A 23,444-nucleotide genomic window follows, 5' to 3' on the forward strand; every position below is an offset into this window, starting at 1 on the left:
CTCTATCCCGAAATAATCGCGGCGCCTGCATTCTTTTTTCAATGACTACTGACTTCACAAGGTCCCTGAATTGCTGGATGCTGATTGCAGATCGTACCGTGTGACAGGTGCCGCGATGCTTGCCGAAGTCCTTCAAAAAGATGCTTACCGTTTTTATCGGACTCGATTGGAAACTTTGCTAGGCATCCCCTGCTCAGCCTCTGATCTTGAAATCCATGAGTTAATCGCGCACGGCTTCACGCCTGACACCGTCATGTCGCTCAACAATCACCACTTTCCTCTCTCGTCAGAATACGATCAGATCGTTTCCAACAAAGCTTTGAAAATTAGAGCGACACAACACCAGCGTTTGACGTTAAAGGAAAGCGATCGGCTCTTCAGGCTTGTGCATGTCACAGCCATGGCGGAGGCAATTTTCGGCGACTCAACAAAAGCCGTGCGATGGCTCTCTAAGCCAAAGAAACGATTTGCTGGTAGGAAACCTTACGAGATGCTTTCCACTACCCCAGGCATTGGGCAGGTGGAGCGGTTGCTGATCGGGCTAACAGATCCACTACCTTTTTAATCGTAAGGTGAGCGAATTTTCATGCCTCCCACGGCTGCCGCCTCGCGGCCTGCTGATTCTAATTCGAGCAATGGCGATGAAAGGCAGACGCAAAGTTAGGACCACTAAGTGGTATCTGAAAGAACAACTGAAGATCCAAGCTAAGTGCCTCTTGGCGAGTCGGTCTCAAAAAACCCAACAACGATTCCTGGAGGCTGCCGCCGCATTGGACATAGACTAAGAGCCTATCGGAATACTCGCAGGTTGTTCACGCTTGTCCCATCCAAATGGGCTAGGGACTTAGGTCAGCACTCTACGTTTACAGGCTACCGATGCTCTCGGCCGTGCGCCCAGGCAGACTGCCGAAGAAATGGAAAGCCTGATTTTCGGACACCCTGGCAATGAGTAATGTCTGCACAACGTCAAAAAGTGCCGAATGGTCTAGGTTCGTGGTGAACCTTCTCGCCTTGATGAGAAGGTGCGCAGACAGTCACTGGGACACTGATATGACGCACGTATTACTGGCGACCCAGGTCATCAATGGGTCCGCTCCCTCTTGATTAGTACGTTCTGAACAAGAACCTGCAATCGAAGTGAACTACCATTTTCTTCTGCGGAAACGGCCGTTGTGGCCACGTTGCATCAACCTCTGTCCTTGAAGAAATCATCCTTCGTAATCAAACCGAAATCGTCATCCGGCATTCCGCCATCATCGTCGAAGAGCCCTTGAGTACGCCGCTCTTGCTTGAGGCCGGCAACAGCTTGGAAAAAGCAGCCTTCACACAGGTGTATCTCGTACCGCTCACCGTCATGCTTCGTTCCATAGCCCCAATGTGCCTGCAACGTTGCAAATTGAAGCCCACCGTTGTGTACCTTGGTGGTGAGTCGACAGACATCGCAAACAACGTCTCTGACACCATCAATTTCGACCTTACCGATAACTTTCATCTCCTATCTCCTCACGTCAGCAAGCGTATGAAAGCAGATGAGCCCCGAGTGACCGTATCGCGTGGAGGGGCACGCCGCTACTGATAAACACCCAAGCGAGCGCGCTCCAGGTATTCCACCACAACCTTGAAACCCACCGAGGTATTGAGCATCTCGAAAGGAACAATCCCTGACAGATGCTTACATGACCTTCCCAGCCAATTCTCGGCGAGCGTTTGAGAGCCGAAGACCATCACTGCAAGCTCAAGCCCCTGGGCGTATTGGAGCGCTACAGCGCTCTGCTGGGGATTCAATCGGACTTCGTTCTGGGGATTACCCAGCCGTTGGATGGTCCGAGCGGACTTCCCCATGATTCGCTCTAGGAGCTTGTGAGCTTTGAACAGGCTTGATGAGCGGACCATAGCCTGAACATCACTGAGGGCAAAACCAGCTTGGACAAGGCGCAGGATGTCCAGATGACTCAAGCTTCCTGTCTCAGCATGGGTCAACTGGAACGTCGGCGGTTGAGCTGCGGCCCCTGTTTGAGGTCTCAAGATTGAAGAACTCATTGGACTGACTCCCAATGCTCTGTATGCCAGATTAAATCCGTTTCTCTCTCATTGTAGTGATCAGCCGCTTTGAAATATGAGTTAATTCCACCTCGGCTCGCTGGATCGCTCAAGATCACTACTTCACTCCCAAACATCCGAGCAACTCCGGCAGCACTTGCGCAGCGCTGCCTATCAACATGATCTCCCTATCGTCTCCCAGGCTCACATCCTCAAGGTTTACGTGGATCACAGTGGCTTTCGCTTTGATGGCCATCTCAGGCAGGTCCGCTGCCGGCCTCACTACACCAGATGTCCCTACGGAGATAAGCACGTCGCAGGTCCTGACGAGCCGCACAGCCGACAGCCAAGCATCCTCAGGCAAATTCTCCCTAAACCAGACTACTCCCGGTCGGGCTCGACCATTGCAGCGGCTGCACCTAGGCGGCTCAACCAACTCGCCCTCTTTGGAAATTCCCAACTGTTCCGGCTCCAATACAATCGGACGGTGACATGCAAAGCATTTCACGCTCAGCAGGGTGCCATGCAGATGGACAACTGCATCTACTCCGGCCCGCTCATGCAGATTGTCAATATTCTGGGTGATCACCGATACGTCCCAGCCAGCCTTCGCAAACTTGCGGATTGAGTGATGACCCGCGTTAGGTTGGGCCAGAGTGACTTGGCGCCGACGCCACAGATACCACCCCCATACCAGGGCGGAGTTCTCTCGAAACGCGTCAGAGGTTTCCAGACGCTGTGGGTTATGCTTTGCCCACAATCCGGTGAGTTTGTCTCGGAAGGTCGGTATGCCGCTCTCGGCTGATATACCCGCCCCCGTGAAGAACACGATTCGCCTCGCTACTGCCAGCACATCGGCCGCTTTCTGCATGTGGGTCATGATGTACACCTGGGCGATCAGTACGGCCCTATCGTTTGAACAGCAGCTTCATGTAGGCCCGAGTTCGTGGATTCCCTCTCGTCAGAATGCGATAGATCGTTTCCAACAAAGCTTTGAAAGTTAGAGCGGCACAAAACCAGCGTTTGACGGTAAAAGAGAGCGACCGGTTCTTCAGGCTTGTGCACGTCACAGCCATAGCGGAGGCAATTCTCGGCGACTCAACAAAAGCCGTGCAATAGCTCTCAAAGCCAAAGAAACGATTGGATGGTAGAAAACCTTACGAGATGCTTTCCACTACGTCAAATCACCCTAGTGGCCGAAAATAGTGCCCACCGCTGCTGCGTAATTGCATGGGCTTGACCACCCATTTGCATTCGACGTGACCTGTTGTTTGCATCGGATTTGACAAGCGCACGGGTGCGCCTTGACCGGCAGAAGTCGGCCAAGAGCTGTCATTGCTTAGGCGCTGAATCGGAGGTGTGGACGCCTGAGGTGATGAGGATTCGAATCTCTTCTTCACCGCCAAATTTTGAAGACGCAAACCCATGATTTTCCTAGAGAAAGTCGGGAGCTTGTGGTTTTCGGCGTCTGAGAAAAGGCCATATGGGACTGATATGGGACTGCCGCTCTGTTTTGGTGCGTAAATAGTGGTAATTAAGACGATGGACTCAAACGTCCTCGCTTGCGCCAGGACGCGGTTCGGGGCCGCGTGAACTAGGCTTTCTGCACCACTCATCAAGGACGACTGCCATGCGAGATAACTCAGACTGCAAGATCGCCGCTGCTGACGCTCTGACATTGCTCCTGCACAACCAACATGCCTTGGGTGCGGCGATAGAAGAGATTATTAAGTGGCTTTCAGAAAATGGCGTAGAGAGTGTTACAGATAACGCGGTCGCGGCCATGGAAACCCTGGACACAAATGCAAAAGCGATTACAGACGCAATTATGCGACTACGGCAGGCCTAGAATCGCTCAATCGATCCTGCGCCGGTTTACCGTTTCTACGGAAGGTGATGTATAGAGGTACGGACCAGCAGCCACAAGATCGGCACGGGAAACCGAACACAAGTAAGCCTCGACTTCTGCTGAAGCAGCTGCAATTGCTGAATTCACGTAAGTGATTGATGCCAAGGTAAGTAGCCGTAGATTGCTGATGTGCCAATCATCGAGCGTTGATGCCTTAAAGAGAGTCACAGCTGGTGAGCCCCTCTTTGCGACTGGTCCATCGGGGTTGTCAATTGGCACCAACACGGCGCCTTGCGTGTACGAATTTTCATCATGCACAACTGTCTTATTCCTCAATGACTTGAGAACCGCAAACTGTGCGCGACCTGTCGGCGCCGAGGCCGAGGTGACCCGGTTGCCGAGATTTCAATGCCCCAGCCTGACTTTTCGTAAATCATTGTCTGTGCTGGATTTTTGCAGGTTTGGAGATGGGGCAGTCTTGCGTCGGCAACTGGATCAATCCAGGGGCAGCGCCAACATCACCTCGGCATCGGCGCCGACATGCATACTAATAGAGGCGAATTTTATTTAGCGCAAAAATATAAAATTCATACTTAAAAATGGTAGTTGCGCAGCCCTAGGTAGTTGATTGTGAATTGGCCAAAATTATTGAGGCGCCGAGTTGCTACAGTCGGCTGGTGACATTACCGAATTATTCCCGCTTGTTGGGCTTCAGATTAAATGTGTTACACGAGCGTTACATTATAAAAAATAAATTTGCCTCTGATTGACTTCCGGAAATCCGCTACTACTCTCGAAATTATCGGTCTGACTACAAGCACGCGTATAGGGGAATCTCATGCCAGTCATTGCTCACCCTTGGAAATGTTCGAAAGACCCAAGTGATCCTCTTCCTGTTGTCACCATACTTGAGCCAAAGCGCGTTCAGATCCTCTCCAACGCGAGTACTGATACCGACGGAGCACCTAATGCACCTGCCATTGATCCTACGGGCCAATTGGAAACGTCCTTGCGTCGGAGCAACGGCTGGAGTGGAGAGGGAGAGTACGTTAACTCTTTAGTGATTCCCTATTTTGTTCTTCCAGGTAACTGGAAAGAGGTCACAGGTATCCCGTGCCAACTAGGTGATATAGCCAAGCTTACGTATAAAGCTTATTCGGTCTACGCCATCTTCGCTGATGTCGGGGGTGTAAAGCGTATCGGGGAAGCCTCCGTATGTGCAAACCAAGCGTTAGGTTGCGACCCCTGGAAAAATGGGAAAGTGCGTGTAGGCGTACCCTATGGGGTTTTGTACGACATCATTGCTGGCTCCGCAAACCTCGCGGACACGCGTACCTTCGATGAGATTCAGGCTTATGGCCGCTCGCTAATTATCTAGCTCGTAATAAACTTCCTCTTTGTGTTAGGCGGCGAGGTGATTTTATGGTGAGTGTGACTAAACCGTGTTTAATTTTGGCCGCCAGCTTTATTGCAGGCTGCATAAGCCCATACCCACAACCAGTAGCAAGGGTCTCAGAAGCTGATGCAGTTGAAGAAAATAAGTCGCCGCGCACTGTGAGGCATGATTGGCTGAAAAAAAATGGTTCAGGCCTGAACACTCCAAAAAATATTGCTGATTTACGTCTCAATGCTGGTATTTATCGCGACTTTTATTTGACCCAATATCGAGATATGGCCAACACAATGAATGCTAGTGATGGGGGGAAAGTAATTGGTGGTCTGCTGGGAGTCGCCGGAGCTTTGTCCGGGTCTAAGGCCATGGTGTACCAAGGGGGAGGTCTAGCCGGCGTTTCAGCCTTTTATACCGAACATTACCAAATCAAAGTCCAATCCGAAAATTTTCTTAAGGCCAGTGATGCAATGCGTTGCATTGAACGGGTAGTTGCGGAAATTCCTGAGGGTATGGAGTTTACTGCCGCAGGTCTTAGGGTTGCAATCATAGGGTTAGAGGATGTAATCGCTAAACTGGAATTAGCTCAAAGAAATATTGTTATCGCGGAGCCAAATTTTGATCGTCTCAAAAATGCACTTACAAAAAACATCCCAGAATTTAATAGTCATAACATAACGAACGATCAGCAGAACATCGATGCGTCTTATTTGCCACTAATTGAGCAGTGCGTGAGTAAGTTCTAAACCAGCTGTCGAGCAGCGACGGAGAAGCGAACAGCCAGCTGAGTTATCGCGGAAATTTTAGCAGATAACGCCATGAGCATAGCGGTCCTAAGCTTTATCAAAGAAATTTGCGTTTGCATTCTTCTTTGATAAAGGAGTCATTCACTCAAGCTCAGGCGAAAGTACCAATACGTCAGGCGTCATAAACGCCGTATCTGCTCGTCATCTTCTTCACAACTCTGGCGTAGGCCGGATGATTTCCGATTTGCGCCACGTAGCTGATTTGTTCCGGCCGAAACTTTTCGGCCGCAGCTGCCAACTCTTCTGAGATTTCGCCCGCTGTTCCCATTGCGGTCGTTTCGTCAGTGGGCCGGCTTGGGAACTCCCGACGCCACACAGTATCTACGTCGCCAAACTTCTCCCATCCAAGCTCCTGAAGGTGTTTGTAAAAGTCGTAGCGCTCAGACTCCGCTTGTGACAAATCCAAGGACAGCATTACGTGCAGCATACATCGCTCCTAGTGTTCAGTAATTTCGGGATCGTTGGTGGGCAACTTTATGAGCGGGGCAAGGCCTCGCTTGATTCCTTTGCTGTCAAGTAACTCGGCGCCTCAGTAGAAACCATGCCTGCCAGCGTTGTCGCTTGCAAGCACGCGCGCGCGTCCCCCCGAGACTTTTTACGCCGTTACAGTCTCTCCGAAAAGTCAGGATGCTTGTGTAATTTGAACACCTGCTTCCTTGAGCAGGTGGTACAACGTAGCAATTTTCGTGCGCCCGCCGCGTTTGGCACAGTACGTGAAAACCACGCGCTGTTTGGCACGGGTGAACGCGACAAAGAATCCGGCGGTGGCTTCAATCTCATCGTTGGAAAAGCTCCACCAAGCCCCGTCGTCCAAGCCAACAAAGATGACAGTGTGATACTCCAGCCCTTTGCTTTTGTGAATGGTCATCAGTGGAATAGCGTTGACGCCTTCATAAGTGTCGAGTACCGAAGACCAATCTCCACATTGAATTGATGAGGCGAATAAATGTGTTGCCGCTGAGTCGAGTACCTTTTCGAGCCATTCTCCTTGCGCGTAAGCAGGGTGTTGGCTCTTGAGGCGTTCGAGCCCGACAAAACCCAGAACCTCATCAAGAAGTGATCGTGCGGCTTGGAGCGTCGTCGGTGGACTTGACCTGTTTGCGCCAAACCAGATCGCGCAGGCGTCCAATTCGCGTGCAAGTTTGGAGTGACCGAGTTCGTCATCGGACGCAATGCCTCGCAGAGATGCCATCCATTTTTGGCACTCAGACCAGTAGCGTCCTGCCCGCGGTGTCATGGCAAGGCGCAGTAGCAAAACCAGGAGTACCGATACCTCTTCGACAAGCAGCTCCTGCAGCATGATCGTTCCGGCCAATCCCGCCTCGTTTCGCAATCTCAGCCCATGGGCTGTAAAAGCCGGCTCCAACACTTCGGCATATTCCCCCGCTTTCTGGCGAACAAGGAGAACAAAATCGCGTGGCGTGAGCTTGCCCGTCGCGATGTTCGACGCTACGGATATGGCCAGATTGCGTGCTTCTGCATGCGGGCTGGGGAAGTCGAATATTGAACAACTTTCTCCGCTTATCGTACCTGCCGTCTGGGAAACAGGCGCAACGGCTGCGGCGTCCAAAGCCTGAGCTAGAACGTGCTGGATCCGCACCAGGTCGGGTGAAGAGCGGTAGTTGTTGTAGAGGGATGTCCGCTTAGCCGCAAAATCTGCGTCGAATTCGGAGAAAGGATCATCCATGGCCATCGCCCAGCGCATGATTTGCTGTTTGTTGTCACCGACGGCGGTTAACACAGTGTCGGTACCTCGGAAGATGGTGCTTACAAGATCGTATTGGACCTGTGTTGTGTCCTGGAACTCGTCCATGAACAGGTGTGAGTAAGTCAGCCGCAGCGCATCCCGTGCCATGGGATTGACTCGCAATAAGAGCTCCGCGAGCCTGCCTATCATGGGGAAGGACAAGACGCTTTTCTCCCCACCGTGCAGGGATGCCTGCCAGAACCAATCCGCAGCCCATTGGCCGACAGTCGGACACGACCATCCATCAATCGGCAGCGGCTGACCGAGCAGATGGCTGCGTTCGAAGGTTTTCGGTCCTATTGCGCGCAGATCAGCCCTTGTGCCAACTGTTGCTGGGGGCAAGCCAACTTCTTGAAAGAGGAAGTCCTTGTAGTCGCGTTCGTAGTAGCTGGTGATGTCGTAATCGGGTCGGGGTCGCCAACGTTCGGGCAGTGACTGGCCAAAGCGGTCGACCAGGCTCTTTGCAAACGCATCAAACGTCATGGAATCCAAGCGTACGGCATGGTCAGGATGGCAGCGTTTTCGCACTCGCGCGGCGAGGTTGGAGGCAGCATCGCGTTTGAAACTGATCGCAAGAATACGTCTAGGCGCAGGTGCCGCGCCGGTTTGCAATAAATAAGCAGCGCGTTGCGCGAGCAATTCCGTCTTGCCCGCGCCGGGGCCTGCGATGACGGATCGGTTCTCGTGTGAACGAACCACCTCCAGTGCGTGCGTTTCGAGCGATTTTACCCCTATGGGTTTCCAGTCTACTGAGCGGATTCTGCGTGACGATAAGGTCATGTTTAGTCCCGCCTTAACGACGCGGAAATGTGCTTAAGCACTGAAGCAAGCACCTCCGGCATGTTCTCCACCAGTTGCGCCTTTGTGATCCGAGTCAGCGCTGCAAGGTGGGTTGCAGGCTTGCTGTTGGTGAGAAAGTGGTAGCGGTAACTCGGGAATTGAGGGGGATAATTCTCAAAGGGGCCGGTGTAGACTTTTAGCCCGGGGCCTGCCGTTCCCAAGGCCACTTCGGCGGCTTTGTCAGCGGCCATGCGAGGACCCCCACCCTCGCGGACGATGGCTGTATAGGCGGCAGGGAATGCTTCCAGCATTGCTAGATCTAAATCCAGCGGTGAGGAGAAATACACGCCATGAGCTTTTAGGTTGTTGTTGATCCATGACAGGAGGACGCTATGATCGACCGAATCAGACCAATTATGCATGTTCGCTAAGTCAGCATCGGACAAGATGCCAGTTGTAATTCTCAGCACTTCGGCTTTCGGTGCACCGAACTCGATCAGCTTTTCGAGCGCCGTTTTGACTCGTCCAAAACCGCCCCCATCGCGCCCTAGGTCAAGATCCAGCAGCGTGGCGTGAGGAATACCCAGATGTTTAAGCAAGCGCCAAAAATGCTGAACATGGCGTCCACCCAATGGGACAATGGCGACAAAGGCTGGATCGATCAGCAAATCCAGCGCCTCTGCGAGTCTTGGTAAGACAATTCTTTCCGAATCTCCCTCAACCAGCAAAACAAACCGCGCAAAATAAAGCTCTGGGTAGGCCAACATCGCACCCCGTACAAACTTGCTAGCCTCCACGTCGTTGACTGGAAGCTTAATCCGCTTGACCGTAGACACGCGCGTTTTGGGGTCGCATCTACAGTATCGAACTTCCGTCGGATTGACGCGGCTAAGCACTGCCGGTGAGTGACTGGTGACAATGGCTTGCGCGCTGCCATCGGTTGTGAGTGATCGGACTTGGCGGATGATGCGAGCAAGGAAATATGGCGAAAGATGATTCTCTGGTTCCTCCAAAGCGAAGATCGTCAACGCCGGTATCCGCAAAGCGTCACTTCGGAAGCCCTCAATTGACCCCGCTACAACCTCTCGCTCTAGGTCGAAGACTGCCGCAGCCAGAGCGAAGTAAAAGAGCGATTGTTGACCGTCGCTGAGCGCCTCGATACCGCGTTCCTGACCGTCAGGCCCCTGTTCGAACATGACTGCAATTTTGTTGACGACCTCCTCGAACCTGCGACTTACCAGACTCAGTCGCGGATTAGTGTCGACGACGTCATCATGAAGTGCCGACCACCGCGTCTGCAGAGCTTGTGTGATTGCGGCAATTGCCGCTTCTCCCTCGAAGGCAGAGGCAAGATTTTCGGTAGCGTCATGAACCGCCTCTTCGGTATCGGAAGACCACTCGATCGCGCGTAACAAACGAGCCGCCAATGCTCCTGCTGTCGCCCGGGTCTGAGCCGCAGCGTCTCTGCTTGCCGGTGTGTAATACAACTGAATTAGTCCCCTATCGGCCACGGAGACGGGGTGGCACTTGTCTTCTTGCGGTTCATCGTCGAGCGTGTCGACCCAGTGCAGGGTTTGCGAAACCTCGCCTTCCACGGTTCCATCGTCCTCCCACTGAGCATCAAGCCGAAGACGACAGACGGGAGCATCGTCTGGTCGCTCGATTAGCATATGCCGAAATGAAGGTGCGATTGATTCTGGCGTTGCAGTACCATCAATCAGTTCGGGAAGGGTGATCAGAACCTCAATGTAGAGGTGCTTTGATTCAAGACTGGTGGGATCGTCATCAGGTCCCAGGTGAAAGTCCGAGCGACGTACGGTGCGTTGTGCCCGAGTCACTCCAAACAGCTTCGCTAACGCGTGTAGAAGCGCAGTTTTCCCTGCCGCGTTGGGGCCGACGATGGTCGTGATCTTTGGCGAGATTGTTACGCTGATTGGATCGGGGCCAAAGCAGCGAAAACCAGACAGGACGACAGATTCGATTAGCACAGGATTCCTTCCTCTATGCCGCGACGGATATGTGTTCGTCGCATGCTGACATAGCGTAGGCGGGAGAAGTGCGTCTTGCCATTCAGCAAGCTGATCTGAAGCATTATCGGGGCAGGTTAATACCCCTACCAATCGCTGGTCTTGTCCTTAGACGATTTGGTTGCGACGGGTTCATCGGAACTGACTCTTCGCCCTGAAGCGCGCTTACGTTTTTTCCCTTGCATACAAATGATTTGGATGGGCCTGGGCAAGACCTCTGCAACTAGGGAGTAGCGGATCCGAGAGCTGGCTTACTGCCAGGTCTGTGAAGCCGGCTTCAGAGTTGGATCGGAAAAGCGCCACAGCACTTTGTCTCTTGCTAGGAGATGCTTACGATTGTTGGCGCTGCCCCTGGATTGAATGATTCACGAGGAGTCAGACTGGGGCAGTGAAATCTCGGCAACTGGGTCACCCCGGCATCGGCGCCGACAGGTCCATTTCTTGAGTTCCGAAATCAGGTACGAAGATAGTGTTCCTGGCTCTTGCAGCTACATCTAGATAAAGCTCGAACGATACAGTGCGGAAGGGTGATTTCCTGAGCAGATGCTAATCGAGCAGGACTGCCAAAGCATAAAAATGGTACTAAACTCTGTGATTCCACTATGGCACCATGACTGCAGATGACGTAATGTATTTGCTCGAAGTAGCCGATTGCTATTTTCTCGGCTGGGCTACCAATCCACTCTCGAAAAAGGGATTTTAGATGGCTGATATCGCCAAGCTTGAAGAACAAATTTACGCAAAGAGACGTGAAGTCAGATATGACATGCGTGACCTGACCGTTGAATATATCTCAGACAAGTATCGGGATGGCATAGAATATTCAAATGCTGACGACGACGAGCGAAACCTCATTCAAACGAAGAGAAATGTGCTTTTTATACCGGATTATCAGCGAGATTTTACTTGGGACGAAAGAAGATCGTCCAAGCTAATTGAATCAATTCTTCTGGGCCTGCCTATTCCTTTTATCTTCGTTGCGGAAAATCGCGATGGTGCTTGGGAAATCGTAGACGGCTCGCAACGCATCAGGGCCATATATCATTTTACCGAAAACAAACTCATGCTTTCTGGGCTTGAATCGTTGAGCCAAGCAAATGGTTTGACATTTGAAAAACTAGAGAAAGGTCGGCAAGGAAAATTTCTTGATACGGCTCTGAGGTTGATCATACTGTCGGAAGAGACGACAGATGACGTTAAGAAAGATATGTTTGAGCGGATCAACCGCGGAAGTGATCTGCTCAAGCCTATGGAGAAAAGAAAAGGGATTTATACTGGGATCTTCACGACCTTTATATACGATTACGTTGAGAAAAGCTCAACATTCAAAGATTTGCTACTGATCGACAAATGGCTTGAAAATAGACAGGAGCGACAAGAGCTATTACTACGGTTCTTTGCACTATCCGAGAATGATGCGTACATGCAAGGCGTTCCTGGTAGCCTGTCTGATTTTCTAGACAGGTATATAGAGCGTAAAAACAATGAGTTAGCTAAGCTGAGCCCCGCTGCTGCTCAAGTGGAAGTGAATTCATATGAAGAAAAAATTGAAAGCGTAAACAAAGTAATTAAATCAATATTCCCATTCGGCTATCGACACAAGTCGAATCCGCAGACTAAGCGCTCAGTTTTCGAAGCTATATCTATCGGGGTTTGGAAAGCGTTGCAAGACGGTAAGATCAAAGAGAGTCTAACGCCTGAAAAAATCGCGACGGTGCTACAGAATGATGAGTTCAAGAAGAATACTCATGTACCCAATCAGCTCCATAAGAAGCAAAAGCTAACGGATCGGGTGAACTATATTCGCAGCATGCTTTCCGGGGATTGATCATTGTATTCGATACAGCAAGACGTTAGCCTTAGACTCTCTGAGACCATGGACCTGTTGGACCTAATTACGTCTATAGAAAGTGGTAAGTTTACAAGCGACAAAAGGATCAATACGCCCGTGTTAAGGGCTGCTGTGGTTCTTTCTCTTTATAATATTATCGAGGCCGCTATCACCCAAACTTTGGCCAGGCTCCATGACGTAATCAATACCAGCAAAGTTAACTATAATAATCTTAATCAGAATCTAAAAGATTTGGCTTTGGTATATTTTTACAAGCATAAAGCAAAAAGGGCCAATATCCACGATTCCTTAGAGGTTTTGCATCATACGGTGGATTTGATTCGGGGGAAAGGGTTCTTCTCGATCGACTATAAGGAAATGACCGAAAGCTATCAGCTGTATAGCGGGAATCTAGATGCAAGAATAATTAGAAAGGTAATGGGGAAGTATGGGATTGAAATCTCCAAAACCCACGGGGGTAAGTTACAGGTTATAAAGGATGGGCGTAACGCCTTAGCGCATGGTAATAAATCATTCGAAGAGTTCGGGCGGGATGTAGCTCTTCAATCGCTGCTAATTTACTACAGTGATGTTGAGAAATTTCTTGCAGAAATCATGCAGGAAAGTAGTTCTTTCATTAATAATAAAAATTATCGCTTGAAAAAGCCGCCGGTTAAAAAAAGAAGATAGAGCTGTGTGCGGGTTTGGCCAAAACACTTCTATTTCATATCGCATTAATTAAATTATGATGTTGAAGATTTGTGCTGCTGCTCAAGGTGAAGCTGGACTGGCTTAGCCCGGCAGGACCTTTTGACCACTCGCGCATCAGGCTGTCGTTGCGATCGGTATGTCCCGCTAGAAACTCATCCGACTCAGGCAAGTGAACTGCATAGCCGTGAAAGACTGCGCTTCTAGGCAGACCCAATGATCTCGGCCACGCGCGCCGCAAGTTCTTCGACCTGCACGTCGCGAATAAAAGCCAGTTGGCTGAGCAGGCGCTTCACTCGATTGGCGGGCTGTACGAAGTCGAGCGACACGCTAAGGAAATGAGCGACGAAGACCGTTGGCGATTACGCCAGGAAACGGCGGTGCCCATCGCTGAAAAACTGCATGAGTGGATGCTGGCCCAACGCGAACTTGTGCCCGAGGGCTCTGCTACGGCCAAGGCCCTGGATTACAGCCTTAAACGCTGGGTAGCGCTGACGCGCTACCTGGACGATGGTGCTGTGCCCATCGACAACAACCAGATCGAGAACTTGATCCGGCCGTGGGCGCTTGGGCGGTCGAACTGGTTGTTTGCTGGGTCGCTGCGCAGCGGCAAACGGGCGGCGGCGATCATGAGCCTGATCCAGTCGGCACGTATGAACGGGCATGATCCGTATGCTTATCTCAAGGATGTGCTGACGCAGCTGCCGACGCAGCGGGCCAGCGAGATCGAGCGACTGCTACCACATAGCTGGGCGCCTGCTTAGCTACAGGTAAAGCTTTGCTGGTTTCAGCCGAAACATTCCGAACGGAGAAAAAACTGGCTACGGCAGGCTACTACTGAACCATCCTGGGTTCTATCAGACGTCGACTTCATAGAACGTTCGCCTTGGATAGCTTTAAACAACATCTTCAAGCCCTGAGGCCTGCCATGCTTAGAAATGCTCCTTTGAGTACAAAGCTACTGCTTATTTTGATGTTTCCCCTGTTGGGCTTTCTGGTCTTCGCCGGGATTTTTGTAGCTGACAAACGAGAGACACTGAGCGAGATGAACCGAGCGGTCACCGCTACCGGCACCGCGCAGAAACTCAGTGACGTAGTAACCACTATCCAGCGTGAGCGCGGCGCAAGCGGCGTGTTTCTGGGCAGCGGTGGTAAGACGATGCAGGACAAGTTGAAAGTCTTACGCCAAGAAACCGACCGTGCGGTGAGCGCGATGCATGCGCAATCGACCGAGGGTCTTATCGCGCCTGACAAGATGCTGCGCGCAATTGATGGTTTGGCCGGACTGCGTCAGCAGGTGGACACGCTCGCAATCAATAACGGCGAGTCCGGCACCCGATTCACCGATCTTATCAAAAATTTGATCGGCTTCTCTTACTCACTGGAAACCAGCATTGAGGATCCGGAAATCCTGCGTGGGCTGAGTTCACTCAATCAGTTCGTAGACATGAAAGAGCGCTCTGGTCGAGAGCGTGTACTGCTTGGCCTGGCATTCAACCAAAACCGTTTTGATGCGCCGCTGTTGTCACGTTTCAGCCGCAACATGGGCGAGTTCTCCGGCTATTTCGAGGCCTTTCAACGCTGGGCTCCTGCCGTGTTCAAAAATAAGCTGGATGCGGTTCTACAACAGCCCGCATCCGTCGATGTAGCTCGCCTGCAAAAACTCGGATTTGATACGCCTCTAGGCGATCCGCTTAATATCAAACCCGAAGACTGGTTCAACCTTTCCACCAGCCGTATCGACATGATGGCTCAGGTCGAGGCTGAACTGGGCCAGACGGTCGTGAGCCTAGCCAATGTCGCGCGTACCGATGCCCAGCGCAGTCTGTATGTCGCAATAGCCACCGTCATTCTGATGTTGATTGCGGTGCTGTGGCTCGCTTCGGTGATTATTCGCAATATCAAAATCGCTGTGGTCGACGTGAACCGCACCCTTATTTCGCTATCCACGCGTGACCTAACTGCCAGAACCCGTTACACCGGCAGAGACGAGTTTGGCGAGATCTCGCGTAACCTGGATAACATGGCCATACAGATCGGTGAAGTGATCCGTGAGATCGGGAGTGCCACGGCGCAGGTCGCGACCGCCGCCGAGCAGTCTTCGGCTGTGGCCCTGCAAACTAGCAATAACGTCGTCCAGCAGCGTCAAGGCACCGATCAGGTGGTCACTGCCATCAGCGAGATGAGCGCCACGGTCAAAGACGTGGCGCGCAGCACTACCGACGCCGCAGAGATGTCGCAGCGCGTTAATGCCAGCACTATGCAGGGCAAGGCTGAAATCGAGAACACCATCAGCTTGATCAAAGGGCTTGAGGTTCAGGCCGAACAAACATCCCGAATCATTGAGGAGCTCAAGGGTGAAAGCTATTCCATCTCCTCGGTTTTGGATGTGATTCGTGGTGTAGCAGAGCAAACCAATCTGCTAGCTTTGAACGCTGCCATTGAGGCTGCCCGTGCCGGTGAGCAGGGTCGTGGATTTGCCGTGGTCGCCGATGAGGTGCGGAATCTGGCCAAAAAGACTCAGGATTCCACCGTCAGTATCCAGAAGATGATCGCCAATCTGCAATCCGGCTCCGACCGTGCCGCCACTTCCATGCAGGAAACTCTAGGGAAGGCTCAAGAAGGCGCGAGCAACGTAGTGCGCGCAGGGGAGTTGCTAGAAGAAATAGCCGAGGGCATCGCGACCATCAGCGACAGCAACATACAGGTCGCCTCGGCGGCAGAACAACAGAGTCAGGTTGCCGAGGAGATCCACCGCAACGTAAACGACATCAACACTCTGGTTATCCAGGTCAGCGCCGGTGCTGAACAAACCGCCGTCACCAGCCGCGAGTTAGCCCGCTTGGCCGAGCAACAGCAGGGGCTGGTGGGACGGTTCAAGGTGAACTGAGTTACAAGTTTTTTTACCGGATGCTCAAATGCCCGAGAGAATGACTTTCGGGTATTTGAGGATTGGTAGGTGAGAGGGTGACGCGCCTATAAGGGCTACTTTGCTCAACGCGATAAACGAGGCTTTTCATGTCGCCGGATGAGGTCAGGCCATGGATTATCAGCCGTCCTACGGCTTTCTGAAGGACTGCTTATACCGTTCTGAGTCATACAAGGTGACTTTGGCAGACGCTTACTGCAATTTCGCAGTTAAGGAATATCGAAAGCCCAGAGATGCCAGAGGCTAATCTCCCCGGGCGCCCCACCAGCCTGGTAATTCCACTGACGTTCATGCGTGCTCTTGCCACAGGCAGGCACCGGCAGTCCGGACCGAATGAGATGCTGCGCATTGTCCTGAACTACCAGCAATGACTGATCCTTTTTCAGCGGTGCCTCCAGCGTAGCTATTCCCCGATGGGGCTGCTTGCGGTACGCGATCATGAGGCCATCTTGCATTGCCCAAGCATAATCACCACGCACAAATCGAGAAACGCCTTCCTTGGTGTAATTGGTGAGACTCTTCTTTTGGGATACGACTTTTGTCTCCGCAAATATGCCAACGTAACGGCGAGTATTAGAGATCGGACGGTTAGCAAGACGGATCACAAGGTCTGGCTGTTTGTTGATGACTTTTAAATCGAAGTTTCCAATGTTGGGTGAGCGTTCGACATTCTCAAACACATCGGACGTAAAACCATCGATAGGACAGTCGTCAGAATCCAGAAAATGAGAAAGTATTTCGCAAAGAGCGTCCGTGTAGCGGTCTTCCTCTGGGTTGCCTGGCGTGACAGGCGAGAGGTGCTCTGTCGGGTCTGAGCAGATGACGGACCATGCCTGCTGCAATGCTTGGATCACTACGGCCAAGACATTCGGGGAGACCCTAACGGGGAATCCGGCATTAACAGAGATCAATTTTCCAGGACTTCCATGTGGACCAATCATCTAGCGACCCTGCTCCTTGTCACACGATTGAGGATTGCATCGTTACGTTTGATTAAATCCAAAGCAAGCGTACGTGCGGCGGTTCGGGTCCAGTATCGACGCTGATTTAAGATACCTAAATAGACAGCGCGCTCCTGATGGAACTCCACCAGTGTGCATCCCATGTCATCTGCCATGTTCAGCGCCCCAAGCAAATCAGAAGTTTTGGGCATGTCATCAAGACTGCGCTCCCCCACCCTTATGAATCGCCATGGCGAAAGCGGACTCTGTGGGTACGCAGTCAGCTCAAGCGGCTCATCACTAAGATCGAAAGGCGTAAGGATCTTTTCGAGCGACTCCAGATAACGGTTTACATCCGCCTCATTGGGTGGGGATACAGCGAACCGTTTCACCCGAGAGAAAGGAAGAGCAGTGGACAGGCGATCCTCAACGAGAGTGATATCCGCCGGCGCTAATCGATAGATAGAGCTGACAATCGAATCAACGTCCTGCATTACGAAACCACGAGATTCGGCCTTCGCGAGGAGTTCGTGTAAGAGATCGATACTCTTCTTGGGTAGCGAATCGAGCGGGATCACCGGAAATTGCTCGATATCCGATTTCTGTATAGCTTCGCGCTCGCAGCCAAAAATGCTACTGGTCATCAATGCGTAGTACAGAAACAGCTTGCTGTTCATCAAAGCCCACAGGTACACGGACATAAGATGAGGCTCTGCCACTGCTGCGCAGCTGTATCCAATGTACGATTCGCGGTAGGCGACTCGGTCAAGAGCCAGCATTGCAGTAGGCGCGTTGTCCTGAGTACTAGGTGACTTCCTCAGCAACACCAACGGCGGATCATAGATATTGGAATGACGCTTACGGTGCACACGATCAAGTTCGAACGGGAGCAAATCTTGAGTAGGTACTACGTGCCACAGCGCTTCCCTCGGGTCCGGCATCATCGGCAAACCAGTGAGGAACCCTGCGTCTTCGTCTTCGCTACTGGTCTGATATCCATGGCCATGATGGATGCCGACACTATCGGCGTAGGCTTTTAACGTTGGTCGCTGCGCATCGGGCTGTACGCCGGACTCGCGATTTTCGGAGCTCTTGAGAGGTCGCTTAACGTCACGCTGTATTTTCTCCAGCAAGGCAACATCCAAGCCATTGCCTTTCGCCAGCGTTTTAAACAGATGAGGCATTTGCCCGACCATATCGGCATCAGATGCCCAAGCATCTTTGTGATCGATACGTATACGGCCCTCAGCATTGAGTGTTCGGTCAACTGCAGGCGTCACTGCATAGAACTGGCTTCCCGCCTCAGCGGCGCGATTGCGCGCGAAAAGAAGACAGAAATATGCGGCGTTGCTAGGCCAGACAAGGGTATTACGCAGCTCCATTCCGTTCAGAACGTATTTGACATCCAATCCACTGAAAAGCGCCTTGCGCGCATCCAGACCCTGCGGTGTCGTTTTGATCAATAAACGGGCGTGGAGAGCGAAAGCCAACACGGCATCGGGCTTTGCCCAGCGGGTTGACTGCCAAACGAATGGCAAATCTGGGACCCCATCAGGATTGGCCACAGGAGTTATGCCACGCTCGACCATTGCCTGACGCGAGACTTGGTCAAACGCTTTCTTTTGCTTAAGCGCGGCAACGGAGGTCCAAGGTGGATTACCGACGATCACATCAAACTGTCCGCACAAGAACTCGTTGGCCGGCCTACTCAGACTGCCTAGGCACAGGCCACTGGTCTCATCCACCCAGTTTTCAGCGTCAAGCAAGACGCGCCCTTGAAGGTGGTCAAACTTTAGATCCTGTAACTTGGCGACATCAGGATCCAGCTCCAAAGCGGTCAAGTACAAGGCCAGAGCACTTAACTGCCGCGCTGCCGGGTTGATATCCATTCCGACTAACTGGTTGTTCAGTATGTGCCGTATTACCTTCGTAGTTGGCTGCTTGCCTGTAGCCCTCCAGTAGCCTTGGACAAGCCGTCGAAATGCGGCAAGCAGGAACACGCCACCACCTGCAGCAGGGTCCAATACCCTGGCCTTGTAGGCATCTTGGCCCAGCATACCCAACGCTTGGTCTACAACGTACTCTGCCAAGTGCCGGGGCGTGTAATAGACGCTCTGCGCTTTTGCAGTTGCCGTCTCAAAGCGATGGATGTATTCCTCGTACACCTGACTAAGGAGGCCTACGGGGATATAGGCAAAATGCAGATCGCTCCAGGAAAACTGTGTCTGATAAGCACCATCACCCACAGGCTTGTCGCCTCTGATTATCGCGCTCAGATCGTCCAAAGCCGATGTTCCGTTGCTGACATTCAGGCCCTTAAAATAGGCCTCACTTCCATCATTCGGGAGGGTCAGCAAATCGCCGTTAAACGTCTCGTCAAGCCACGCTGAACTGATCGCGGCAAACTCTGGTGTAGACAAGCAATCCATAAAACGTGGTACGCCGGGGAAGGGGTTTTGATCATCAAGAATCCCCCGGTCGTAGAGGAATCGAAGAAAAATCGCCCGCCCCGTCATTGCCAATGCCTCAGTTGCACTGACTCCTCGGAACTCAATCAACTCCTCAGTGACGACATTCAGCAACTCGAGCATTAGGTCATGCGTGCTGATACCGTCTGAGCGCCCCGACACATCCCCAAAAGCTAGTTTGGCGAGTAGACCTGGATGCAGATCCGCAGTCTCCAATAGCGGCGAGGCATTTACATCGCGAGCTTGCCCTAGCGCGTAGACCTGCACACTGCCAGGACGCAGAAATACGACATAGGGAGCATCCGCCCTTAGTGCAAGGCGAGACATGTCCCGGCATCGATCTTGAGAATGCTGCAGGGGCTCATGCCTAAGGTCCCAGATGTAAAACAGTGGCTGATCGTCCTTAAGAACCACTGCATCCGGTGTAGGCTCCTCACGCGCGTGTGCATTGACCAGACCCAAGAAATCTAGGTGCTCTGGCCGAAGTGCAAATGACGCCTGCGCAAAAGTCACCACTGTCTCAGGCTGCGTGCCCAAGGCAGTAGCAATGGATTGGCGGGTTAACTCAGCAGGCAACATCGTAAACTTTTCCCTGTTTTCGCACTGTGTAGACTGGCTTCTCTACCCGCAAGCAAAGTGATGAGCAGCTTTGTATTGGCATCACGCCGGCCTTCCTTTCATCATTTCGAGCGGAGGAAACACTAAGTTGGATTGAGGGCTTCCCTCCTCAACGGAGAGACATTTGCGAAGCGCTGAGATCAACGGGCTAAACGGTATCACGATGCGCGCGCGCGTATCCCATTTTGGCTCAGCAGCTAAGCTAGTTAACTCAATGGACTCCCCATCGAAAACTACTGCTTTGTCCTCAAGACCAAACCAGGCCACTTGAGAGCAGCTCTGGAATAAAGCATCAGCATAGGGGGCGACGTGGCGCACTTGAATACCCAATGCATGCAACTGAGCCACGACCTTAAGCGAGAGTAGATCACCAGAGGAAAAACAAGGGCCGTAACCCCGCTTCCCTTTCAAGGGTGCAAGTGTTTGTCGCCAATGCCGGAATGTCTCTTCGGAGATTCCGATGGCTTCTTTGACTTGGGCAGGTACAAATCTCATGTTGGGAGTATACCCATTCTAATTCGTTGCTATCCACGATTTAGAATAGTGCTAATCACGTACCTATGCCTAGACGGGTGCAGAGCCGACACCCCTCTCTGAGAAATCCTCTGCGGCGCGCGCGAGCCCCATGACACTGATAGCTGCTCTAATTTTTTCCAAGTAGGGTCTCCTTCATTGATGCTTGCTCCTATGCCGTCAATCCAGTCAAGCGGCCTGGCTGTTGCCGCTCTCAACAAATCCCAGAGAGTGAAAAATGACAGAAGTAGAACACCGTGGCTCGATCTTCATTTCCTACGCATGGGGCAATGGATTAGAAAACAAGGAATGGGTACGTCAGCGCATCGTTAGCAGTGTGGATTGGAACCACGACGTATTTTGGGATCGGGACAGCATCGCCTATGGGGAATCAATCGACGCTGTTATTGGTCAGGCATTGGCCAAGCGCCCGATACTGGTTCTGTGTCTATGTGACCAGGACTATGTGAGGGCTGCTCGTCTAGAGGGCTCGGGGCTGTTCCGCGAGTTGCAGATGCTGACCAAGATTGCCGACGAGCCGGGAGTTCGTATCGTCCCTCTCATTCTTGAAAACGGATGCACTGACAACCTGCCCGCCCCTCTGGCTGGTCGCCTCTACCTAAATCTGCAACCCCTACACCAACTGAACATCGATCTCGGGATGGCCGTAATGAGCGTGGCCGAAGGTATGAAACCGGGACAGGTACAAAACGGCATCAACTCTCAACTGGCTGCTTTCAAGTTACGCCAGCGCGCACTCGACTTCCTGCGCAAGCGCCCAATGACGATCTGGGGTAATGGCCGCACCCACGAGGTGATGGTTTATCGACAAGATGCGGCACCCCATCCATTGCTGCCGGCACAGTGGATGTGGGACTGCGATCACTGGAATTACATGCTCAACGACGACAGCCCTACGTTCTGCCCAACCAAGGGTCGCTGGCATTGGGAACTATCGTCCTCGTCAATCGATATGCGTCCACTCGCGACAGCAGTGTTGTCGACATTTTTTGAGCAGCTAACCGGCGAGAACGAACAAAGATTCCTAAATCAGGGAGGCGTCGTCCTCGCTAATACGTTCTTCAGAACGGTCATGATTACCGAGCCATTCAGTTTTGATGCGGAAGACATCGTTGGATTCCTGATGCGTCGCGATGAGGGTTACGAAGCATTGGAGGTGCTATTAAACGCAGCAGATACGGATGTCGAAGTCGCCTAGTGACGAGGAGCCTAACGCTTCAATCCCAGAGCTAAAGGCCGTTCAGGGATCAGCTGAACGGCCCCCAACGATCCTCACGGCGCTTTGTGAATCACCCCTGCAAGGAGAGCGAGCACATGCGTATCCGACGAACGGTAACTAACAAGATTGATCTCTTTGGCGGCTACTCCTGACATAAACCGCATCGATTCAATAGTAGCGACCAGGTTTCAAATTGACGCAATTGAGCTAATGTCAGAGACACCACGCTCAGACTCAAAGCCTAGTAGCAGGCGGTGCCGCAAGGAACCTATAGACTCAGTCCACCTCTAAAGAGGACACCATTCAAGAGGCTGGGATATTGAGGTGTGTTGACGCACCAATACAAACCAGATAAATCATGGTATGCATGAATAGTGGTGCCACAATAATGGCACTATGACTCCACAAAGTGGTAGAAATAGTGCTGCGCAATCTCTATAATTTGCGCGCATTTTTGAAACACGATGATGGCCAAACATCATCACCAGCAGACCCCTTTGGGTTGTATTTTGAACCGCTGACTTTGCCGCTCCAAGGCAGGCGCTATAAGGCAAGTCACAGATGAAGGATCATAGGATGTGGTTCCAGAAGCTCTTAAGAGCGCTTTTCCCTTCACGGGTTGCAATACCCGCTAAATCCTCAAAAGAAGCGGCAGACATTGCTGCTCACAATATCGTGTGCTCTTACGCTCGCGGTAACGTGAATCTTCAGCGTGGCCGATACCTCACTTCGGAACAGCTAGAAGTCCGCAAGCAAAAGCTTGCCCAACACGCGTTCTGAGAAAACCTGCCCCGTGAATATTTTGACCCTTCCTGCTGCGCAGGAGCCGGAGTTGCGCACCCAAGCAATTGAGCTTGTGCGTCTATACCGGCTGGCCGAAGAGAAAATCAAGCTGGTTGAGAACCTCAACCAAGCACTTTCGATTCCCGCCATCAACGAACTGCGATACGCCGGTTTTCACATGACCCAGTTTCTTGCGGGCGATGAGAAAGCGGAAGAACAGCTGCGTAAGGCTGAAAGCCACTGCAAGCGGGCGATCTATGACGCTGTGGAAGCCGGGGTCACGCACCAGCTAGAAGTCATCGCGAAATTCCAAGATGATTTTCGGTTACTGATCATCAGCGAAACGATTCTGGACTATAACCAGATCAAGGCAGATGCCATTGAGGCTCGAGACCTGATCCTAGAGCCGCGCGCCCCGGAGGAACGAGAAGCCTATTACGAGAAATGCTCGGAACATCTCGAGAATCTGCGCAAAGCTCAGAAGAAACTGGACCTCTATCGCGAGGACCTGCTCAAGGCACTTAAACGCCAGAGCAACCAGTCCCTCTCTACGTGGCTTACAGGAATTTCATGCCTTGCCTGCGTAATAGCTGCGATCTATGCCCCCATGGCCTACTACAAGTCAGACAAGACTACTGAGCCTCCAGCAGCGCCTCAGGCAAGCGTACCCACAACACCTCTTGCCGCTGCGACTCCAGCGCAAACGCCGCCTGCCAAGACCGCAAATACACGCTGACACAGTGAGAGCCGTTTTGCTCCGCAAGGGCCCCTCGG

The 23,444-nt window shown here is 52.1% G+C and carries 17 protein-coding genes and 1 pseudogene; 10 read left to right on the forward strand and 8 right to left on the reverse strand.

Translation table 11 applies throughout. The features are described 5' to 3' along the window. Window positions 1-115: 115 nt before the first annotated feature. Window positions 116-565: an antitoxin Xre/MbcA/ParS toxin-binding domain-containing protein gene (locus AB4O35_RS05020; protein ID WP_065880250.1), complete on the forward strand. Its 450-nt coding sequence runs from the start codon at window positions 116-118 to the stop codon at window positions 563-565. Window positions 566-1,186: 621 nt separating this feature from the next. Here AB4O35_RS05020 and AB4O35_RS05025 read toward each other — a convergent pair. The 3 genes from AB4O35_RS05025 to AB4O35_RS05035 form a co-directional block, all read right to left on the reverse strand. Next, complete coding sequence (locus AB4O35_RS05025) at window positions 1,187-1,492, reverse strand: hypothetical protein (protein ID WP_457241787.1); 306 nt, start codon at window positions 1,490-1,492, stop codon at window positions 1,187-1,189. Window positions 1,493-1,569: 77 nt separating this feature from the next. Beyond that, window positions 1,570-2,040 carry an antitoxin Xre/MbcA/ParS toxin-binding domain-containing protein gene (locus tag AB4O35_RS05030; protein ID WP_460149563.1) on the reverse strand — a complete coding sequence of 157 codons (471 nt, stop codon included), beginning with the start codon at window positions 2,038-2,040 and terminating at the stop codon, window positions 1,570-1,572. Between the two features lie 118 nt (window positions 2,041-2,158). Beyond that, window positions 2,159-2,920, reverse strand: coding sequence for an SIR2 family NAD-dependent protein deacylase (locus AB4O35_RS05035; RefSeq protein ID WP_460149564.1), 762 nt, complete (start codon window positions 2,918-2,920; stop codon window positions 2,159-2,161). A 750-nt stretch (window positions 2,921-3,670) separates the two neighbouring features. Between AB4O35_RS05035 and AB4O35_RS05040 the strand changes: the two genes are divergently transcribed. From AB4O35_RS05040 to AB4O35_RS05050, 3 genes are all read left to right on the forward strand, one after another. Beyond that, entirely contained in the window at window positions 3,671-3,889 is a 219-nt protein-coding gene (locus AB4O35_RS05040; RefSeq protein ID WP_065880254.1) for a hypothetical protein, read from the forward strand. 838 nt (window positions 3,890-4,727) lie between these two features. Then, the gene (locus AB4O35_RS05045; protein WP_139114610.1) at window positions 4,728-5,267 is read left to right on the forward strand and encodes a glycoside hydrolase family 75 protein; all 540 of its coding nucleotides are present in this window, start codon (window positions 4,728-4,730) and stop codon (window positions 5,265-5,267) included. A 47-nt stretch (window positions 5,268-5,314) separates the two neighbouring features. Beyond that, complete coding sequence (locus AB4O35_RS05050; RefSeq protein WP_139114611.1) at window positions 5,315-6,025, forward strand: hypothetical protein; 711 nt, start codon at window positions 5,315-5,317, stop codon at window positions 6,023-6,025. Window positions 6,026-6,197: 172 nt separating this feature from the next. On the opposite strand, the gene AB4O35_RS05055 is transcribed toward AB4O35_RS05050, so the two are convergent. The 3 genes from AB4O35_RS05055 to AB4O35_RS05065 all read right to left on the reverse strand — a co-directional run bounded on the left by AB4O35_RS05055 (window position 6,198) and on the right by AB4O35_RS05065 (window position 10,600). Next, window positions 6,198-6,512 carry a hypothetical protein gene (locus AB4O35_RS05055; RefSeq protein WP_065880257.1) on the reverse strand — a complete coding sequence of 105 codons (315 nt, stop codon included), beginning with the start codon at window positions 6,510-6,512 and terminating at the stop codon, window positions 6,198-6,200. Window positions 6,513-6,707: 195 nt separating this feature from the next. Further along, complete coding sequence (locus AB4O35_RS05060; protein WP_065880258.1) at window positions 6,708-8,612, reverse strand: UvrD-helicase domain-containing protein; 1,905 nt, start codon at window positions 8,610-8,612, stop codon at window positions 6,708-6,710. 2 nt (window positions 8,613-8,614) lie between these two features. Beyond that, window positions 8,615-10,600, reverse strand: coding sequence for an ATP-dependent nuclease (locus AB4O35_RS05065; RefSeq protein WP_065880259.1), 1,986 nt, complete (start codon window positions 10,598-10,600; stop codon window positions 8,615-8,617). Between the two features lie 742 nt (window positions 10,601-11,342). Between AB4O35_RS05065 and AB4O35_RS05070 the strand changes: the two genes are divergently transcribed. The 4 genes and pseudogenes from AB4O35_RS05070 (at window position 11,343) to AB4O35_RS05085 (ending at window position 16,068) form a co-directional block, all read left to right on the forward strand. Further along, complete coding sequence (locus AB4O35_RS05070; protein WP_065880260.1) at window positions 11,343-12,467, forward strand: DUF262 domain-containing protein; 1,125 nt, start codon at window positions 11,343-11,345, stop codon at window positions 12,465-12,467. Between the two features lie 3 nt (window positions 12,468-12,470). Further along, entirely contained in the window at window positions 12,471-13,160 is a 690-nt protein-coding gene (locus AB4O35_RS05075; protein ID WP_256548019.1) for an MAE_28990/MAE_18760 family HEPN-like nuclease, read from the forward strand. Window positions 13,161-13,399: 239 nt separating this feature from the next. After that, window positions 13,400-13,942, forward strand: a pseudogene (gene tnpC, locus AB4O35_RS05080) (IS66 family transposase); the annotation flags it as partial. 209 nt (window positions 13,943-14,151) lie between these two features. Further along, window positions 14,152-16,068, forward strand: a complete 1,917-nt coding sequence (locus AB4O35_RS05085; protein ID WP_043205934.1) for a methyl-accepting chemotaxis protein — start codon at window positions 14,152-14,154, stop codon at window positions 16,066-16,068. A gap of 248 nt (window positions 16,069-16,316) precedes the next feature. On the opposite strand, the gene AB4O35_RS05090 is transcribed toward AB4O35_RS05085, so the two are convergent. Together AB4O35_RS05090 and AB4O35_RS05095 are read right to left on the reverse strand one after the other, a co-directional pair. Next, window positions 16,317-17,048, reverse strand: a complete 732-nt coding sequence (locus AB4O35_RS05090; RefSeq protein ID WP_065880262.1) for a hypothetical protein — start codon at window positions 17,046-17,048, stop codon at window positions 16,317-16,319. Next, entirely contained in the window at window positions 17,045-19,843 is a 2,799-nt protein-coding gene (locus AB4O35_RS05095) for an HsdM family class I SAM-dependent methyltransferase (RefSeq protein WP_175406740.1), read from the reverse strand. The genes AB4O35_RS05090 and AB4O35_RS05095 overlap by 4 nt, the downstream gene beginning before the upstream one ends. Window positions 19,844-20,885: 1,042 nt before the next feature. On the opposite strand from AB4O35_RS05095, the gene AB4O35_RS05100 reads away from it, so the two are divergent. Beyond that, window positions 20,886-21,866, forward strand: a complete 981-nt coding sequence (locus AB4O35_RS05100; RefSeq protein ID WP_065880265.1) for a toll/interleukin-1 receptor domain-containing protein — start codon at window positions 20,886-20,888, stop codon at window positions 21,864-21,866. A gap of 814 nt (window positions 21,867-22,680) precedes the next feature. Then, window positions 22,681-23,406, forward strand: coding sequence for a hypothetical protein (locus AB4O35_RS05105; RefSeq protein ID WP_460149565.1), 726 nt, complete (start codon window positions 22,681-22,683; stop codon window positions 23,404-23,406). Window positions 23,407-23,444: the final 38 nt, after the last annotated feature.

Source organism: Pseudomonas sp. H1_A03 (assembly GCF_054685145.1).

Coding starts and splice junctions, on each gene's coding strand:
- AB4O35_RS05020 (WP_065880250.1), top strand. CDS start 116: ATGCTTGCCGAAGTCCTTCAAAAAGATGCTTACCGTTTTTATCGGACT.
- AB4O35_RS05025 (WP_457241787.1), bottom strand. CDS start 1,492: ATGAAAGTTATCGGTAAGGTCGAAATTGATGGTGTCAGAGACGTTGTT.
- AB4O35_RS05030 (WP_460149563.1), bottom strand. CDS start 2,040: ATGAGTTCTTCAATCTTGAGACCTCAAACAGGGGCCGCAGCTCAACCG.
- AB4O35_RS05035 (WP_460149564.1), bottom strand. CDS start 2,920: ATGACCCACATGCAGAAAGCGGCCGATGTGCTGGCAGTAGCGAGGCGA.
- AB4O35_RS05040 (WP_065880254.1), top strand. CDS start 3,671: ATGCGAGATAACTCAGACTGCAAGATCGCCGCTGCTGACGCTCTGACA.
- AB4O35_RS05045 (WP_139114610.1), top strand. CDS start 4,728: ATGCCAGTCATTGCTCACCCTTGGAAATGTTCGAAAGACCCAAGTGAT.
- AB4O35_RS05055 (WP_065880257.1), bottom strand. CDS start 6,512: ATGCTGCACGTAATGCTGTCCTTGGATTTGTCACAAGCGGAGTCTGAG.
- AB4O35_RS05060 (WP_065880258.1), bottom strand. CDS start 8,612: ATGACCTTATCGTCACGCAGAATCCGCTCAGTAGACTGGAAACCCATA.
- AB4O35_RS05070 (WP_065880260.1), top strand. CDS start 11,343: ATGGCTGATATCGCCAAGCTTGAAGAACAAATTTACGCAAAGAGACGT.
- AB4O35_RS05085 (WP_043205934.1), top strand. CDS start 14,152: ATGTTTCCCCTGTTGGGCTTTCTGGTCTTCGCCGGGATTTTTGTAGCT.
- AB4O35_RS05090 (WP_065880262.1), bottom strand. CDS start 17,048: ATGATTGGTCCACATGGAAGTCCTGGAAAATTGATCTCTGTTAATGCC.
- AB4O35_RS05095 (WP_175406740.1), bottom strand. CDS start 19,843: ATGTCTCGCCTTGCACTAAGGGCGGATGCTCCCTATGTCGTATTTCTG.
- AB4O35_RS05100 (WP_065880265.1), top strand. CDS start 20,886: ATGACAGAAGTAGAACACCGTGGCTCGATCTTCATTTCCTACGCATGG.